Consider the following 14,932-nt stretch of genomic DNA (forward strand, 5'->3'; position numbering starts at 1 on the left):
TATGGCTGGGCATGCACCGGTCACGCTTGAAGGCTCTCTGCGACACCGGCGACTCGCAAGATTCAAAGCTGATGCCCAATGGCCTCAGGCGGGTTTTGGCCCTGCTCCGACTTCAGGTATGATGTTGCCCCCTTTTTGATCCCAAGTCAGGCGATTTCCCATGACCAACCAGGCCGCCGAAGTCGCGAAGCGCCGCACTTTCGCCATCATTTCCCACCCCGACGCCGGTAAGACCACCATCACCGAGAAGCTCCTGCTGATGGGCAAGGCCATTGCCGTCGCCGGTACCGTGAAGTCGCGCAAGTCCGACCGCCACGCCACCTCCGACTGGATGGAAATGGAGAAGCAGCGCGGCATCTCCATCACCACCTCGGTGATGCAGTTCCCCTACCGCGAGCACATGATCAACCTGCTCGACACCCCCGGCCACGAGGACTTCTCCGAAGATACCTACCGCACCCTGACCGCGGTCGACTCGGCGCTGATGGTGCTCGACGGCGGTAAAGGTGTAGAGCCGCGGACCATCGCCCTGATGGATGTCTGCCGCCTGCGCGACACGCCGATCGTCAGCTTCATCAACAAACTCGACCGTGACATCCGCGACCCGATCGAACTGCTCGACGAGATCGAGGCGGTCCTGAAGATCAAGGCTGCGCCGATTACCTGGCCGATCGGTTGCTACCGCGACTTCAAGGGTGTGTACCACCTCACCGGCGACTACATCGTGGTCTATACCCCGGGTCATGGTCATGAGCGCACCGAAGCCAAGATCATCCAGAAGCTGGACTCCGACGAGGCCCGTGCGCACCTGGGCGACCAGTACGATTCGTTCGTCGAGCAGCTGGAACTGGTCCAGGGCGCCTGCCATGAGTTCAACCAGGACGAGTTCATCAACGGTCAGCTGACCCCGGTGTTCTTCGGTACCGCCCTTGGCAACTTCGGTGTCGACCATGTGCTCGATGCAGTTGTCGATTGGGCACCGCGTCCGCTGGGCCGCGTGGCGCACGAGCGTACCGTCGAGCCTGTGGAAGAGAAGTTCACCGGCTTCGTGTTCAAGATCCAGGCGAACATGGACCCGAAACACCGCGACCGCATCGCCTTCATGCGGATCTGTTCGGGCAAGTACGAAAAAGGCATGAAGATGCGCCACGTGCGCCTGGGCAAGGACCTGCGCATCGGCGATGCGCTGACGTTCTTCTCCTCCGAGCGTGAACAGCTCGAGGAAGCCTATGCCGGCGACATCATCGGCCTGCACAACCATGGCACCATCCAGATCGGCGACACGTTCACCGAAGGCGAGGCGCTGGGCTTCACGGGTATTCCGCACTTCGCCCCGGAACTGTTCCGCCGCGTGCGCCTGAAGGACCCGCTCAAGTCCAAGCAACTGCGCCAGGGCCTGCAACAGCTGGCCGAAGAAGGCGCGACCCAGGTGTTCTTCCCCGAGCGCAGCAACGACATCATCCTCGGCGCCGTGGGTGTGCTGCAGTTCGATGTGGTCGCCAGCCGCCTGAAGGAAGAGTACAAGGTCGAATGTGCCTACGAGCCCATCACCGTCTGGTCGGCGCGCTGGATCAGCTGCGACGACAAGAAGAAGCTCGAGGAATTCCAGAACAAGGCCATGGAGAACCTGGCCATCGACGGTGGCGGTCACCTGACCTACCTGGCGCCGACCCGGGTGAACCTATCGTTGATGGAAGAGCGCTGGCCGGACATCAAGTTCCGCGCCACTCGCGAGCATCACTAAAGAGCAGCGGCAAGCTACCAGCAGCAAGCTTCAAGCGGCGCGAGCCTGAACGGGCTCCGTTCCTCTTGCCGCTTGCCGCTTGCCGCTGACGACTGTCAGTTGCCTGCTTTGATACTGGTCCAGATCCGTGTACGGATGCGGTCGATCTTCGCCGGCATCGCCTCCAGGGCATACAGCTTGCCCAGTACCTCGTCACTCGGGTAGATCATGCTGTTGGCCTTGAGTTTCGGGTCCACCAGGCTGTCTGCCTTCAAGTTGCCGTTGGCGTACTGCACAGAGTCGCTGATATTGGCCATCACCTCTGGCTGCAACAGGTAGTTCATGTAGGCGTAGCCGGCTTTTTCGTCCGGTGCGTCGGCGGGCATGGCGACCATGTCGAACCACAGCGGCGCCCCTTCCTTGGGTATCGAGTAGCCCACCTTCACCCCATTGTTCGCCTCTTCGGCGCGGTTCTTCGCCTGCAGCACATCCCCCGAGAAACCTACCACCACGCAGACATCGCCGTTGGCCAGGTCGCCGGTGTACTTGGATGAGTGGAAGTAGCTGATGTACGGCCGCACCTGCATCAACAGCGCCTTGGCTTTGTCGTAATCGGCCGGGTTCTGGCTGTGGTGCGGCAGGCCCAGGTAGTGCAGGGCGATCGGTAGCAGCTCCGGGCCGTTGTCCAGCACGGCAACGCCGCAGCTTTTGAGTTTGGAAATGTTCTCGGGCTTGAAGATCAGGTCCCAGGAATCCACCGGCGCATTGTCGCCCAGTACCGCCTTGACCTTGTCGATGTTGTAGCCAATGCCCGTGCTGCCCCAGAGGTAGGGGAAGCCATAGCGATTGCCCGGGTCGTTCACCTCCAGCGCCTTGAGCAGCACCGGGTTGAGGTTATGCCAGTTGGGCAACTGGCTCTTGTCCAGCGGCTTGAGGGCTTTGCCCTGGATCTGCCGGGCCATGAAGTGGTTGGAGGGGAACACCACGTCGTAGCCGGAGTTGCCCGTCATCAGCTTGCCGTCGAGGGTCTCGTTGCTGTCGAACACGTCATAGGTCGGCTGGATGCCGGTGGCCTGCTGGAATTGCTTGAGGGTGTCGGGGGCGATGTAGCTGGACCAGTTGTAGATCTTCACCGAGTCGGCGGCGTTGGCCACGCAGGTGGCGAGCATCAGAGGGGCGAGCAGGAGGGTGCGCATGTCCGGTATACCTTGCTGTGCTTGTTGTTATCGAAGGGCGGCAGGCGATCGTCGGATCAGAAAATCAGAACGTAGGTCTTGCGCACTGTTTCCTGGATATCCCAGGTGCCGGTGCTGTTGGCCGGCAGCATCAGGGCGTCGCCGGCTTCGATGAGCAAGGGCTCGCCACCGTCGGGGGTGAAGGTGCAGCGGCCCTTGATGAAATGGCAGAACTCCTGCTGCACGATCTGCCGCCGCCAGCGCCCCGGGGTGCACTCCCAGATGCCGGTTTCGACGCCGTCGTTACGCTCGACGCAGGTCACGGAGGTGACCGCAACCGGCTCGCCGAGAGGGACGGCGACAGGACTGGTGCTTTCCAGGGTGACGCTGCCCGTGTGCTTGAACTGGGTGATGCTCATGACCTTGGATCCTGTGTGTTGGTTTGGGTTGAATCAGCGCATGAAGCCTTCCATGAAGTCGGCAAGCGTGCTGGCCAGGCGCCTTCGCCAAGGAGCGCTGCCGGGCTGGGCGAGGGTCTGGTCCTCGTGCACGAAGCTTCGGATGATCGCGTTGTAGCCCAGCCAGCGGCAGGGCTCGGGCGGCCAGCTGGCCAGGCTCGACAGCGGGCGGTTGTCGTACACCCAAGGCTGCGCGGTCAGGGCGTTGTGCTGGCCGAGTATCAGCGCGGCCAGGGTGCGTCCGCCCAGGTTGGTGGCGCCGACGCCTTCGCCGCCATAGCCGCCCGACAACGCAATGCTGCGCTGGCGATCGCACAGCATGTGCGGGTGGAAGCGCCGGGCCATGCCCAGGTTGCCGCCCCAGGAATGGGTGATGCGCACGTCCTTGAGCTGTGGGAACAGGTCGCCGAACAGGTAGCGGCGCAGGGCGATCTCGCTGTCGGTAAGGCTGAAGTCTTCCCGCAGCCGGCCGCCGAAGCGGTAGCCGCCACGGGCACCGAACACCAGGCGGTTGTCGGCGGTGCGTTGGCCATAGGTGACTTGGCGGCTGCCCTCGCTGAAGGCCTGGCCCTGATCCAGGCCGATCTGTGCCCAGGTCGATTCAGGCAGGGGTTCGGTGGCCACCAGCAGGCTCTGCACGGGCAACTGATGACGTCCCAGCGGCGGCAGACTGGCGGCGTAGCCTTCCACGGCTGGCACGATCCACTGGCTGCGGATCGTCGCCTGGGGCGTACGTACCTCGCCGGTTCGCCAGTCGATGGCCGGGGTGTTCTCGTAGATCGGTACGCCCAGGCGTTCGACCGCACGGGCCAGGCCGCGCATGAGTTTGGCCGGCTGGAGGGTAGCGACATGCGGGCTGAAGATCGCGCCATAGGCATTGCTCACCCGCAGTTGGCCATTCAACGCCTCAGGCCCCAGCCAGCGGTAGTCGTCTTCATTCATGCCTTGGCGATAGAGGTCATCCAGGTAGGCACGCAGACTGCGTTCCTGCTCCGGGTAACGGGCGGCGCAATAGAGCACGCCGCCTTTGCGGTAGTCGCAGTCGATGCCTTCGCGTTGCAGGACGCTGTGGACCTCGTTGGGGATGTCATGCAGCAAATCGGTGCTGGCGCGGCGTTGCTGGGGCGAGAGGGTGGCGAGCATCCGGTCCTCGCCCAGCAGGTTGCCCATCAGCCAGCCGCCATTGCGGCCCGAGGCGCCGTAACCTGCGATATTGGCGTCGATCACCGCGACGTTCAGTTGTGGCGCCTGGCGCTTGAGGTAATAGGCGGTCCATAGGCCTGTGTAGCCGGCGCCGATGATGCATACATCCACCTCCAGGTCCTGGTCCAGGGCCGGGCGGGCGCAGAGTGGCTCCTCGAGCTGGTCCATCCAAAGGCTGATCGTACGCCAGGCTTGCATCGGGTTCGGCTCCACATCCGTAAAGGTCTGCGGGCGATCCTAGTGGCGTGTGGGGAGGGTTGTCTTACGTGCGTGCACGCAGGGAAATCTGCTTCACATAGGCCTTGGGCGACAAACCGGTGTGCTCGCGGAAGCACTTGTAGAACGCCGACAGCGAATTGAAACCCGCGGCAAAGGCCAGATCGTCGACCGGGGTTGTCGCGTGCTGGGCGTCGAGGCTGGCCAACAGATGTTGCAGGCGGGCCTGGTTGACGTAACGGTAGAAGCTTTGGCCGAGCACCTGGTTAAGCAGGTAGGAAATCTGATTACGGCTGTAGCCGCTGTGGTCGGCGACCTGTTGCAGGTCCAGCTCCGGGTCAAGGTAGGGGCGCTGTCGCTGAAAGTAGTGCTCCAGGTCCTGGGCCATGGTGGAGAGCTGGCGCGGTGAAAGGCCCAGGCGGCTGGTGGCCGAACGCGGGTTGGCGCGGCGGGCGCCTTGGGCATCACGACGCACCAAGGTGGCGTATTCGTTGATACGCCAGATCAGCCCATCCTTGACGGTGATCGCCTCGCTGGCCTGGAACGCCACCAATCCGTCACCACCCTGGACCGTGACTTCGTACTGGATGAATGCCGTGCAGCCGTCCACGCGGATGCGGTCGCTGTGTACGATGTCTTCGCCGACCTGGTGGGGCAGCGAGGCGCGAACGTAATCGCGCAGCTCATCGATGCCGAGCACGCGGTTCTGAAAGAAGTCGTGGTATTGGATGTCGGGGTGGTACAGCGCCATGACGCCGTCGAGGTCGCGGTGCTTCCAGCACAGGTGGTAGCGCAACACGGTGTCGGCGGTGAGCGGGGTTTGCTCGGGGCCGTCGGGGAGGGTAGTGGCGGTCATGGACACTGATAGTGCATTGCAGAACACCCTGGCGCAAGGCTGCGGATCCGGCATATTGCACGGTGTTGCCAAGCGGCTTGTCGGCTAAACCGTTGATTACGCTGAGGGTGATTTTTCAGTGAGGCTGGCATGGGCACTGCAGCTGTCTTTTCACCAACGAACGGGAGAAAGGCCATGCGCTCGATACTGCTTTGGATGATTGGGGTGCCGATTCCGGTGATCATTTTGATCTGGTTCTTCATGCATTGAGGCACAGGGCCACTGTGCGGCCTGTTCACGGCTAACCCGCTTCCACAGGGGGAGCGATGATCCTGGTGGAAGCGGGTTTACCCGCGAACAGGTCTAGACCGATCTAGAGAAACTGCTCGGCGTAGTGGCAGGCCACCTGCCGCGTACCCACTTGTCTCAACGCTGGTATTTCTTTGGCGCAGCGCTCGGTGGCATACGGGCAGCGCTTGTGGAACGCACAGCCGTCCGGTGGATTGAGTGGGTTGGGCAGCTCACCGGCGATACGGATCTTCGGCTTGAGTGGATCGGGGTGAATCGCCGGAGTCGCCGACAGCAGCGCCTGGGTATAAGGGTGCAGGGGCTTCTCGTAGATATCCTCCTTCGGTCCCATCTCCGCCGGTCGTCCCAGGTACATCACCAGCACCTGGTCGGCCACGTGTCGCACTACCGCCAAGTTGTGGGAGATGAACACGTAGGCGGTGTTGAACTCCTTCTGCAGGTCCATGAACAGGTTCAGCACCTGTGCCTGGATCGACACGTCGAGGGCCGACGTCGGCTCGTCGGCCACCAGTACTTTCGGCTGCAGCATCATCGCCCGGGCCAGGGCGATGCGCTGGCGCTGGCCACCGGAGAACATGTGCGGATAGCGCTGGTAGTGCTCCGGACGCAGGCCGACCTGCTCCATCATCTTCTGCACTTTCTCGCGGCGTTCGGTCTTGCTCAGCGAGGTGTTGATCAGCAGGGGTTCTGCGAGTTGGTCACCGATCTTCTGCCGCGGGTTGAGCGAGGCGTAAGGGCTCTGGAAGACCATCTGCACGTCGCGGCGCAGTTGCTTGCGCTCAGCCTTGCTGGCGCCTTTGACCTCCGTTCCGGCGATCTGCAGGGAGCCGGAGGACGGCTCCTCGATCAGCGTCAGGGCTCGGGCCAGGGTGGACTTGCCGCAGCCGGACTCGCCGACCACGGCAAGGGTCTTGCCGGCCTCCAGTTCGAATGACACGCCATTGAGGGCGCGCACCAGCGCATGGCCCTTGAACAGGCCGCGGGAGACTTCGTAATGGCGGGTCAGCTCACGGGCGGATAGGACGACGGTCATCACGCCACCTCCTGGTTCAGCGGATAGAAGCAACGCACCAGGCTATGGGCCTGGGGATCGAGGGGCGGACGCTGCTGGCGGCAGTTTTCCTGCACATAGGGGCAGCGCGGCGACAACAGACAGCCCTTGGGCCGGTCGTAACGCCCTGGCACGATGCCTGGCAGCGTGGCCAGGCGCTCGGCCCCGATGCTGTGCTCGGGGATGGCAGCCAGCAAGGCCTCGCTGTAGGGGTGAGCGGGGACGTCGAACAGCTCCGGCACCTGGCCCACTTCCACGGCTTGGCCGGCATACATCACGCATACGCGCTTTGCGGTCTCGGCCACCACGGCCAGGTCGTGAGTGATGAGAATGAGCGCCATGTTGCGCTCTTTCTGCAGGTTCACCAGCAGTTCCATGATCTGCGCCTGGATGGTCACATCCAGCGCCGTGGTCGGTTCGTCGGCAATCAGCAGCTTAGGTTCGCCGGCAATTGCCATGGCGATCGCCACACGTTGGCTCATGCCGCCGGAGAGCTGGTGGGGATAGGCGTCCAGACGGCTTTCGGCAGCCGGGATCTCGACTTTCTTGAGCAGCTCCAGGGCCCGCTGTCGAGCGGCCTTGCCCTTCAGGCCCAAGTGCTGGCGCAGGACTTCCTCGATCTGGTAGCCCACGGTGTAGCTGGGATTCAGGGCGGTCATCGGGTCCTGGAAGACCATGGCGATGTCCTTGCCCACGACCTTGCGCCGTTGCCGGCCGCTCAGCTTGAGCATGTCGGTGCCGTCGAAATTGAGCACGTCGGCGGTGATGCGCCCGGGGGCGTCGATCAGGCCCATCAGGGCCATCATGGTCACCGACTTGCCGGAGCCGGACTCGCCGACGATGGCGAGGATTTCGCCGGCGTCCACCGCAAGGTCCAGGCCGTCCACCACGGGTACGGCGTTGGCGTCGCCGAAGCGCACGTTCAGGTTGTTGATCTGCAACAGTGACATGGCGTTCTCCTCAGGCGGCGTTCTTGAGTTTCGGGTCCAGCGCATCGCGCAGGCCGTCGCCCATCAGGTTGATTGCCAACACACTGAGCAGGATCGTCAGGCCCGGCAGGCTCACCACCCACCAGGCGCGCTCGATGTAGTCGCGGGCCGAGGCCAGCATGGTGCCCCATTCGGGCGTCGGCGGCTGCACGCCCAGACCCAGGAAACCCAGGGCGGCGGCGTCGAGGATCGCCGAGGAGAAGCTCAAGGTGGCCTGTACGATCAGCGGCGCCATGCAGTTGGGCAGCACGGTGACGAACATCAGGCGCGGCAGGCCGGCTCCGGCCAGACGTGCGGCGGTGACGTAGTCACGGTTCAGCTCGCCCATCACCGCCGCGCGGGTCAGGCGTACGTAGGAGGGCAGCGAGACGATGGCGATGGCGATCACGGTGTTGATCAGGCCAGGGCCGAGGATGGCGACGATGGCCACGGCCAGCAGCAGCGATGGCAGCGCCAGCATCACATCCATCAGGCGCATGATCGAAGGGCCGAGGATCTGCGGGAAGAATCCGGCCAGCAGGCCCAGCAGGATGCCAGGGATCAGCGACATCACCACTGACGACAGGCCGATCAGCAGCGACAGCCGCGCGCCCTGGATCAGGCGTGAAAGCAGGTCCCGGCCGAGCTCGTCGGTGCCGAGGATGAACTGCCAGGTACCGCCTTCGAGCCACACCGGCGGGGTGAGCAGGAAGTCGCGGTATTGTTCGCTCGGGTTGTGCGGCGCGATCCAGGGGGCGAACAGTGCGCAGAACACGATCAGGCACATGAAGGCAAGGCCGGCCACGGCGCCTTTGTTGCGCGAGAACGCCTGCCAGAATTCCTTGTACGGGGAAGGGTAGAGCAGGCTCTGGTCCACTGGGCTGGCCGGTGTGACGGATTTTGGAATAGGGCTAGTCATGGCTTGGGCCTCAGCGCTGATGACGGATGCGTGGGTTGGCCAGGCCGTAGAGGATGTCCACGACGAAGTTGACCAGGATCACCAGGCAGGCGATGAGCAGGATGCCGTTCTGGACCACGGGGTAGTCACGGGCGCCGATGGCTTCGATCAGCCACTTGCCGATGCCCGGCCAGGAGAAGATGGTTTCGGTAAGCACGGCACCGGCGAGCAAGGTGCCGACCTGCAGGCCGAACACCGTCAGCACCGGGATCAGTGCGTTGCGCAGGCCGTGGATGAACACCACGCGGCTGGGCGACAGGCCCTTGGCGCGGGCGGTGCGGATGTAGTCTTCGCGCAGGACTTCGAGCATTGAAGAGCGGGTCATGCGGGCGATCACTGCCAGGGGGATGGTGCCCAGCACGATGGCCGGCAGGATCAGGTGCATGACGGCGTCCTTGAACGCGCCTTCCTCGTCGCTGAGCAATGTGTCGATCAACATGAAGCCGGTTTTCGGCTCGATGTCGTAGAGCAGGTCGATCCGCCCTGAGACCGGCGTCCAGCCAAGGCTCACCGAGAAGAACATGATCAGGATCAGGCCCCACCAGAAAATCGGCATGGAGTAGCCGGCCAGCGAGACGCCCATGACCCCGTGGTCGAACAGCGAGCCGCGCTTGAGCGCGGCGATCACCCCGGCCAACAAGCCAACGATGCCAGCGAACAGCAAGGCGGCGAAGGCCAGTTCGAGGGTGGCGGGGAACAGGGTGAGAAATTCGTTCCACACGCTCTCACGCGTGCGCAGGGACTCGCCCAGGTCGCCCTGGGCCAGCTTGCCGATGTAATCCACGTACTGCACCGGCAGCGGTTTGTTCAGGCCCAGGCGCTCCATGGCCTGGGCGTGCATTTCAGGGTCGACCCTGCGTTCGCCCATCATCACTTCCACCGGGTCGCCGGGGATCAGGCGTATGAGCGCGAAGGTCAGCAGGGTGATGCCGAAGAAGGTCGGAATCAGCAAGCCGAGGCGCCGGGCAATAAAACTCAACATCGTCGGGTGTACCTCATTAAGCCGGTCAGGCGGTGCCGCCGGTTCCCGTGTGGGTCGCCGGCGGTCGTTGTTGTTGTGTTACTTCACCTTGGTGGTGGCGAAGTTGTTGTTGGTCAGAGGGTTGATCACGTAACCCTCCACGTTGTCACGCATGGCGGTGAACATCTTGGGATGGGCCATGTTGATCCAGGGTTGGTCGTCATCGTACACCCTCATGGCCTCGGCATAGACCCATCCGCGCTCTTCATCCTTGGTGATCGTGCGTGCGCGGGTGATCAGATCCTGGAACGTCTTGTTGCACCAGCGGGCGTAGTTCTCACCGTTCTTTGCAGCCTCGCAGCTGAGCAACGGGCCGAGGAAGTTGTCCGGGTCACCGTTGTCGCTGGCCCAGCCGGCAGACACCAGGTCGGCTTCACCGGCTTTGGCACGGCGCAGCATTTCGGCCCATTCCATCACCCGGATGTCCAGCTTGATGCCGATCTGGGCCAGGTCCGCCTGGAGCATCTCGGCGGAGAGCCGCGGGTTGGGGTTGGTTGGCCCGCCACCGTTGCGGGTGAAGAGGCTCATCACGGTCCCCTCCGGCACGCCAGCTTCCTTCAACAGCGCTCGGGCCTTGTCCAGGTCGCGTGGCGGATTCTGGATCGTCACGTTGTTGCCCAACATGGTATGCGGGTACGGATTGACCGCCTCGGTCGCGTTGCCTTTGCCGAACAGCTGGTCAATGTGATGCTGACGGTCGAAGGCCATATTGAGGGCTTTGCGCACCCGTACGTCATTCAGGTACTTGTGCTCTGTGTTAATGGCGATGTAACCGGTGACCAGCGCCTCGATCTCGGCAACCTTGAGTTTCGGATCGGCCTTGATCGCCGGCACGTCGTCCGGCTTTGGATACAGGGCGATCTGACACTCGTTGGCACGCAGCTTTTGCAGACGCACGTTGCTGTCGGTGGCGATGGCGAAGATCAACGCGTCTGCCGGTGGTTTGCCCCGGAAGTAATCCGGGTTGGGCTTGTAGCGAACCTGGGCGTCCTTGTTGTAGCGCTGGAAGATGAACGGCCCGGTGCCGATCGGCTTGCTGTTGAGCTCGCCAGTCTTGCCGGCCTTGAGCAACTGGTCGCCGTACTCGGCGGAGTAGATCGAGGTGAAGGCCATGGCCATGTCGCGCAGGAAGGGGGCTTCCGGACGGGTCAGGGTGATCACCACGGTGTGGTCGTCGGTCTTGCTTACCGACTTGAGCAAGTCCTTGAAGGCCATGCTCTCGAAGTAGGGATAGCCGACGCTGGTCTTGTCGTGCCAGGGATGCTTCGGGTCAAGCTGGCGGTTGAGGCTCCAAAGCACGTCATCGGCATTGAAGTCGCGTGTGGGTTTGAAGTACGGGGTGGTGTGGAACTTGACGCCTTCGCGCAGGTGGAAGGTGTAGGTCAGCCCGTCCGGGCTGATGTCCCAGCTTTTGGCCAGCGCCGGCTGGATATCGGTGGTACCGGGCTTGAAGTCGACCAGGCGATTGAAGAGCGTCTCGGCCGAGGCGTCGGCGGTGACCGCGGTGGTGTACTGGACGATGTCGAAGCCTTCCGGGCTCGCCTCGGTGCACACCACCAACGGCTTGGCCGCGAGCTGGGTCGCGGCGCCGAGAAGGACGGCCGCCAGGGCGGCACGTAATGGTAGCGATGTCATGAAACCTCCCTGCAGATTGTTCCAGCGTAGCGCTTCGGCCCGCACAAGGCGGGCCGAAGCGGGGGTCAGAGGATGTTGAATGGAATGGTGGTGACGATACGCAGCTCGTCCAGGCTACCGTCGGCCTGGGCTTTGCTGGCGCGGTGCGCGGTGTAGGTGGCGCGGATGCTGGTGTCTTTCAGCGGACCGCTCTGCACGGCGTAGCTGGTACCGATGCCCCACTCGTAGTGGGTCTCGCCATCCATGCCTTTGACGTCGTAGGCATCGCCCCGGTAGTGGGTGCCGTCGATACCCCAGCCACGGGCGTTGTAGACGTTGAACTTCAAGCCCGGCACGCCATAGGGGGCCATGTTCAGCACGTAGGAGATCTGCAGGGACTTCTCGTTGGGGCCGTTGAAGTCCGACAGCAGCGAGTTGGCCAGGTAGATGCCGTTGGTTTCGTGCAGGTAGTCGAAGTACTCGTTGCCGTTGACCTGTTGCCAGGAGGCGCTGAGCGTGTGGGCCTGATGGGTGAGGCCGAACGACAGGCTGTAGGTGTCGTTGTCGATCTCGCCCATCTTCTTGCTGCCGGTATCCACGGTCTTGTAGTAGTTCAGGCCCGTGGTCAGGCTCAGCACCGCGCTGTCGCCCAGCACGTGGTTGGCGCCGAAATAGTACTGGTTCCAGAAGTCGTCGACCTTGGTGGCGTAGAGGCTGGTGGAGAGGCTCTTGAACGGCTGGTAGTTGACCCCGGCGGTGCTGGCACGGTCGGTTTCCACGCCATTGCCATACTCGCTGCGGAACTTGCTCAAGCTCTGCTCGGTACGGGGCGAGACGCGGTCGAAGGTGCCCAGGTCGAACGACAGGTTGTCGAATTCGGCGCTGTGCAGGAATGCACCCTGGAAGCTCGACGGCAACGCGCGGTTGCCGATGTAGGAAATCATCGGCGTGTCCACCGACTGACGGCCCACGGTAAGGGTACTGTTGGATACCCGTGCCTTGACGTTGCCCAAGCCCATCTTGCTCCACTGGCCGATCACGTCGCCATCGCTGTGGGTCAGCGTGCGGTTGTTCGGCCCGGCCACCGCGGCGCGGCCACGCTCGAGGGCGATGGCGTTGTAGCCGGCGGCTTCGACAGCGAAGCCCACGGTGCCTTGGGTGAAGCCTGAGCTGTAATTCAGGATGGTGCCCTGCACCCAGTTGTCACGGCTGTGAGTCCGGTGCAGAGTGCCGTCGCTCTTGTAGTACCTGAACAGCGGTGCGCGAGTTGCGCGTTCGCGGGCGTACCAGTTGCGCGTGCTACCGGTCAGGCTTTGGCCTTCGAGAAAGCCTGTGGCCTCGGCCTGCTCGCTGCTGGATTTGAGGGTGACCGGGACGAAGTCCTGGCTGACGGGTTCGGCCTGGGCTGTGGCGGACAATGCGCCTAACGACAGGGCCAGTGCGGTAAAGGTTGTACGTCTCAAGGTGAAGCTCCCTTTCTATTTCTAGTTATTCCCGCGCCTTGTGGGCTGGGGGTTTTGCTGCGGTGTTGCCAGGGGTGCCGCGGGATCGCCGGGCAGAGTCGGGGGCGTTGTGCTGGCGGTGCCGGTCTGTTCATGGATAAACCCGCTGCCGCAGGGGCGGTGATCAGTGCGGGAGCGGGTTTACTCGCGAAGAGAGGGGCTAATCAGTCAACACTCACACCGGAAAAGTCGTTGCGTCCAAAGGGGCTGACGCGAAAGTCCTTGACCTTGGCGCTGATCGGCTGGTTGACCGTGGAGTGGGCCACCGGGGTGATCGGCACCTGTTGCTTGAGACGTTGCTGGGCTTGCTGATAGAGCCGGGTGCGCTGCTCGCGGTCGGTGACCTGCTTGGCCTGCTTGACCAGCGTGTCGTACTCACGGTCGCACCACAGGGAGTAGTTGTTGCTGCCGATGGCATCGCAGCTGTACAGAGTCCCCAGCCAGTTGTCCGGGTCGCCGTTGTCGCCGGTCCAACCGATCAGGGCGATGTCGTGCTCGCCGTTTTTCATGCGCTTGAGGTATTCCCCCCATTCGTAACTGACGATCCTGGCCTTGATGCCGACCTTGGCCCAGTCGGCTTGGAGCATCTCGGCCATCAGCTTGGCATTGGGGTTGTAGGGCCGCTGTACCGGCATGGCCCACAGGGTCACTTCGGTGCCCTCCTTGACGCCGGCGGCCTGGAGCAGTTCGCGGGCTTTGGCCGGGTTGAAACCTGCGTCCTTGATGGTTTTGTCATAGGACCACTGAGTCGGCGGCATGGCGTTGACCGCCGCCTGGCCGGAGTCTTGGTACACGGCCTGGATGATCGCCTGCTTGTTCACGGCCATGTCCATGGCCTGGCGTACCTCGAGGCGATCGAAGGGCGGATGCTGGGTGTTGTAGGCGATATAGCCAAGGTTGAAGCCCGGCTTGTGCAGCACGCTCAGCTTGCTGTCGGCCTTGATCGCCGGCAGGTCGGCGGGGCGGGGATGCAAGGTGACCTGGCATTCGTTGCGGCGGAGTTTCTGGATGCGTACCGAAGGGTCGATGTTGATGGAGAACACTAAGTTGTCGAGCTTGACCTGCTCCGGCGCCCAATAGGCCGGGTTGCCCTTGTAGCGAATCTGCGAATCCTTCTGGTAACGCTGGAACACGAACGGGCCGGTGCCGATCGGCTTTTGGTTGATGTCGCTGGCGCGACCTTCGGCCAGCAGGTGGTCGGCGTATTCGGCGGAGAGGATCGAGGCGAAGCTCATGGCGAGGTTCTGGATGAACGCGGCATCGACACTGTTGAGGGTGAACACCACCGTCAGCGGGCCGGTCTTTTCGACCTTGGCGATGTTCTTGTCCAGCCCCATGCTGACGAAGTAGGGGAACTCGGTGGGGTAGGCCCTGCGGAAGGGGTGTCGTTTGTCGAGCATGCGATTGAAGGTGAACAGCACGTCGTCGGCGCTGAAATCACGGCTTGGCGTGAAGTCCTTGTTGCCATGGAACTTGACGCCTTCGCGCAGGTGGAAGGTGTAGCGCATGCCATCCTCGGAGATCTCCCAGAAGGTCGCCAGCGCCGGATGCACGGCAGTGCCGCCTCGCTCGAATTCGACCAGGCGGTTGTAGATCGGCTCGGCGGCATCGTTGTCGGTAGCGCTGGTGTACTGGGCGGTGTCGAAGCCGGCCGGGCTGCCTTCGGAACAGAACACCAGGTTCTTGGCGAGCAGGTCGGGGGCCTGGGTCATCAGGCCGAGGCCGAGCAGGGTGCCGAGGAGAGTGATGGGGCGCATGGCTAGTCCTTTTGCATCTGTCGTGCCGCAACCTTGTAGGAATCGCGGCAACAGGAATCCGATCCCGCTGCGGGTGGCATCGGGAGGGCGCTTGTTTCTGGGGGGCGCTCGTGGCGCGGAATGTCACCGTGGGCGCTCAGGC

12 protein-coding genes are annotated in these 14,932 nt (G+C 63.1%); 1 reads left to right on the plus strand and 11 read right to left on the minus strand.

The genetic code is table 11. The features are described from left to right. Positions 1-160 precede the first annotated feature (160 nt). Positions 161-1,744: a peptide chain release factor 3 gene (locus J5X93_RS04635; RefSeq protein ID WP_043208143.1), complete on the plus strand. Its 1,584-nt coding sequence runs from the start codon at positions 161-163 to the stop codon at positions 1,742-1,744. Between the two features lie 95 nt (positions 1,745-1,839). On the opposite strand, the gene J5X93_RS04640 is transcribed toward J5X93_RS04635, so the two are convergent. From J5X93_RS04640 to J5X93_RS04690, 11 genes are all read right to left on the minus strand, one after another. After that, positions 1,840-2,919 carry a polyamine ABC transporter substrate-binding protein gene (locus J5X93_RS04640; RefSeq protein ID WP_250034482.1) on the minus strand — a complete coding sequence of 360 codons (1,080 nt, stop codon included), beginning with the start codon at positions 2,917-2,919 and terminating at the stop codon, positions 1,840-1,842. 56 nt (positions 2,920-2,975) lie between these two features. Continuing rightward, positions 2,976-3,317: a cupin domain-containing protein gene (locus J5X93_RS04645; RefSeq protein ID WP_043208147.1), complete on the minus strand. Its 342-nt coding sequence runs from the start codon at positions 3,315-3,317 to the stop codon at positions 2,976-2,978. 33 nt (positions 3,318-3,350) lie between these two features. Further along, entirely contained in the window at positions 3,351-4,757 is a 1,407-nt protein-coding gene (locus J5X93_RS04650; protein ID WP_250034483.1) for an NAD(P)/FAD-dependent oxidoreductase, read from the minus strand. 64 nt (positions 4,758-4,821) lie between these two features. Then, complete coding sequence (locus J5X93_RS04655; protein WP_043208151.1) at positions 4,822-5,631, minus strand: AraC family transcriptional regulator; 810 nt, start codon at positions 5,629-5,631, stop codon at positions 4,822-4,824. Between the two features lie 352 nt (positions 5,632-5,983). Further along, a complete protein-coding gene (locus J5X93_RS04660; RefSeq protein WP_043208153.1) occupies positions 5,984-6,952 on the minus strand; it encodes a peptide ABC transporter ATP-binding protein in 969 nt (322 codons plus the stop codon). Continuing rightward, positions 6,952-7,920 (minus strand): ABC transporter ATP-binding protein, encoded by a 969-nt coding sequence (locus tag J5X93_RS04665; RefSeq protein WP_043208155.1) that lies wholly within the window; start codon positions 7,918-7,920, stop codon positions 6,952-6,954. Before J5X93_RS04665 ends, J5X93_RS04660 begins: the two co-directional genes overlap by 1 nt. 10 nt (positions 7,921-7,930) lie before the next feature. Then, positions 7,931-8,857, minus strand: coding sequence for an ABC transporter permease subunit (locus J5X93_RS04670; protein WP_043208158.1), 927 nt, complete (start codon positions 8,855-8,857; stop codon positions 7,931-7,933). A 10-nt stretch (positions 8,858-8,867) separates the two neighbouring features. Continuing rightward, positions 8,868-9,878, minus strand: coding sequence for an ABC transporter permease subunit (locus J5X93_RS04675; RefSeq protein WP_043208159.1), 1,011 nt, complete (start codon positions 9,876-9,878; stop codon positions 8,868-8,870). A gap of 78 nt (positions 9,879-9,956) precedes the next feature. After that, positions 9,957-11,552 carry an ABC transporter substrate-binding protein gene (locus J5X93_RS04680; protein ID WP_250034484.1) on the minus strand — a complete coding sequence of 532 codons (1,596 nt, stop codon included), beginning with the start codon at positions 11,550-11,552 and terminating at the stop codon, positions 9,957-9,959. Between the two features lie 65 nt (positions 11,553-11,617). Continuing rightward, a complete protein-coding gene (locus tag J5X93_RS04685; protein WP_043208163.1) occupies positions 11,618-12,994 on the minus strand; it encodes an OprD family porin in 1,377 nt (458 codons plus the stop codon). 203 nt (positions 12,995-13,197) lie between these two features. Continuing rightward, a complete protein-coding gene (locus J5X93_RS04690; protein ID WP_250034487.1) occupies positions 13,198-14,790 on the minus strand; it encodes an ABC transporter substrate-binding protein in 1,593 nt (530 codons plus the stop codon). Between the last annotated feature and the right edge of the window lie 142 nt (positions 14,791-14,932).

This window comes from Pseudomonas sp. BYT-1, from assembly GCF_023611805.1.
Lineage (GTDB): Bacteria > Pseudomonadota > Gammaproteobacteria > Pseudomonadales > Pseudomonadaceae > Aquipseudomonas > Aquipseudomonas guariconensis.

What these genes read in the sequence shown, in the direction of transcription:
- J5X93_RS04635 (WP_043208143.1), top strand. Translation starts at nt 161, where the DNA reads ATGACCAACCAGGCCGCCGAAGTCGCGAAGCGCCGCACTTTCGCCATC.
- J5X93_RS04650 (WP_250034483.1), bottom strand. Translation starts at nt 4,757, where the DNA reads ATGCAAGCCTGGCGTACGATCAGCCTTTGGATGGACCAGCTCGAGGAG.
- J5X93_RS04680 (WP_250034484.1), bottom strand. Translation starts at nt 11,552, where the DNA reads ATGACATCGCTACCATTACGTGCCGCCCTGGCGGCCGTCCTTCTCGGC.
- J5X93_RS04665 (WP_043208155.1), bottom strand. Translation starts at nt 7,920, where the DNA reads ATGTCACTGTTGCAGATCAACAACCTGAACGTGCGCTTCGGCGACGCC.
- J5X93_RS04670 (WP_043208158.1), bottom strand. Translation starts at nt 8,857, where the DNA reads ATGACTAGCCCTATTCCAAAATCCGTCACACCGGCCAGCCCAGTGGAC.
- J5X93_RS04675 (WP_043208159.1), bottom strand. Translation starts at nt 9,878, where the DNA reads ATGTTGAGTTTTATTGCCCGGCGCCTCGGCTTGCTGATTCCGACCTTC.
- J5X93_RS04655 (WP_043208151.1), bottom strand. Translation starts at nt 5,631, where the DNA reads ATGACCGCCACTACCCTCCCCGACGGCCCCGAGCAAACCCCGCTCACC.
- J5X93_RS04690 (WP_250034487.1), bottom strand. Translation starts at nt 14,790, where the DNA reads ATGCGCCCCATCACTCTCCTCGGCACCCTGCTCGGCCTCGGCCTGATG.
- J5X93_RS04660 (WP_043208153.1), bottom strand. Translation starts at nt 6,952, where the DNA reads ATGACCGTCGTCCTATCCGCCCGTGAGCTGACCCGCCATTACGAAGTC.
- J5X93_RS04640 (WP_250034482.1), bottom strand. Translation starts at nt 2,919, where the DNA reads ATGCGCACCCTCCTGCTCGCCCCTCTGATGCTCGCCACCTGCGTGGCC.
- J5X93_RS04645 (WP_043208147.1), bottom strand. Translation starts at nt 3,317, where the DNA reads ATGAGCATCACCCAGTTCAAGCACACGGGCAGCGTCACCCTGGAAAGC.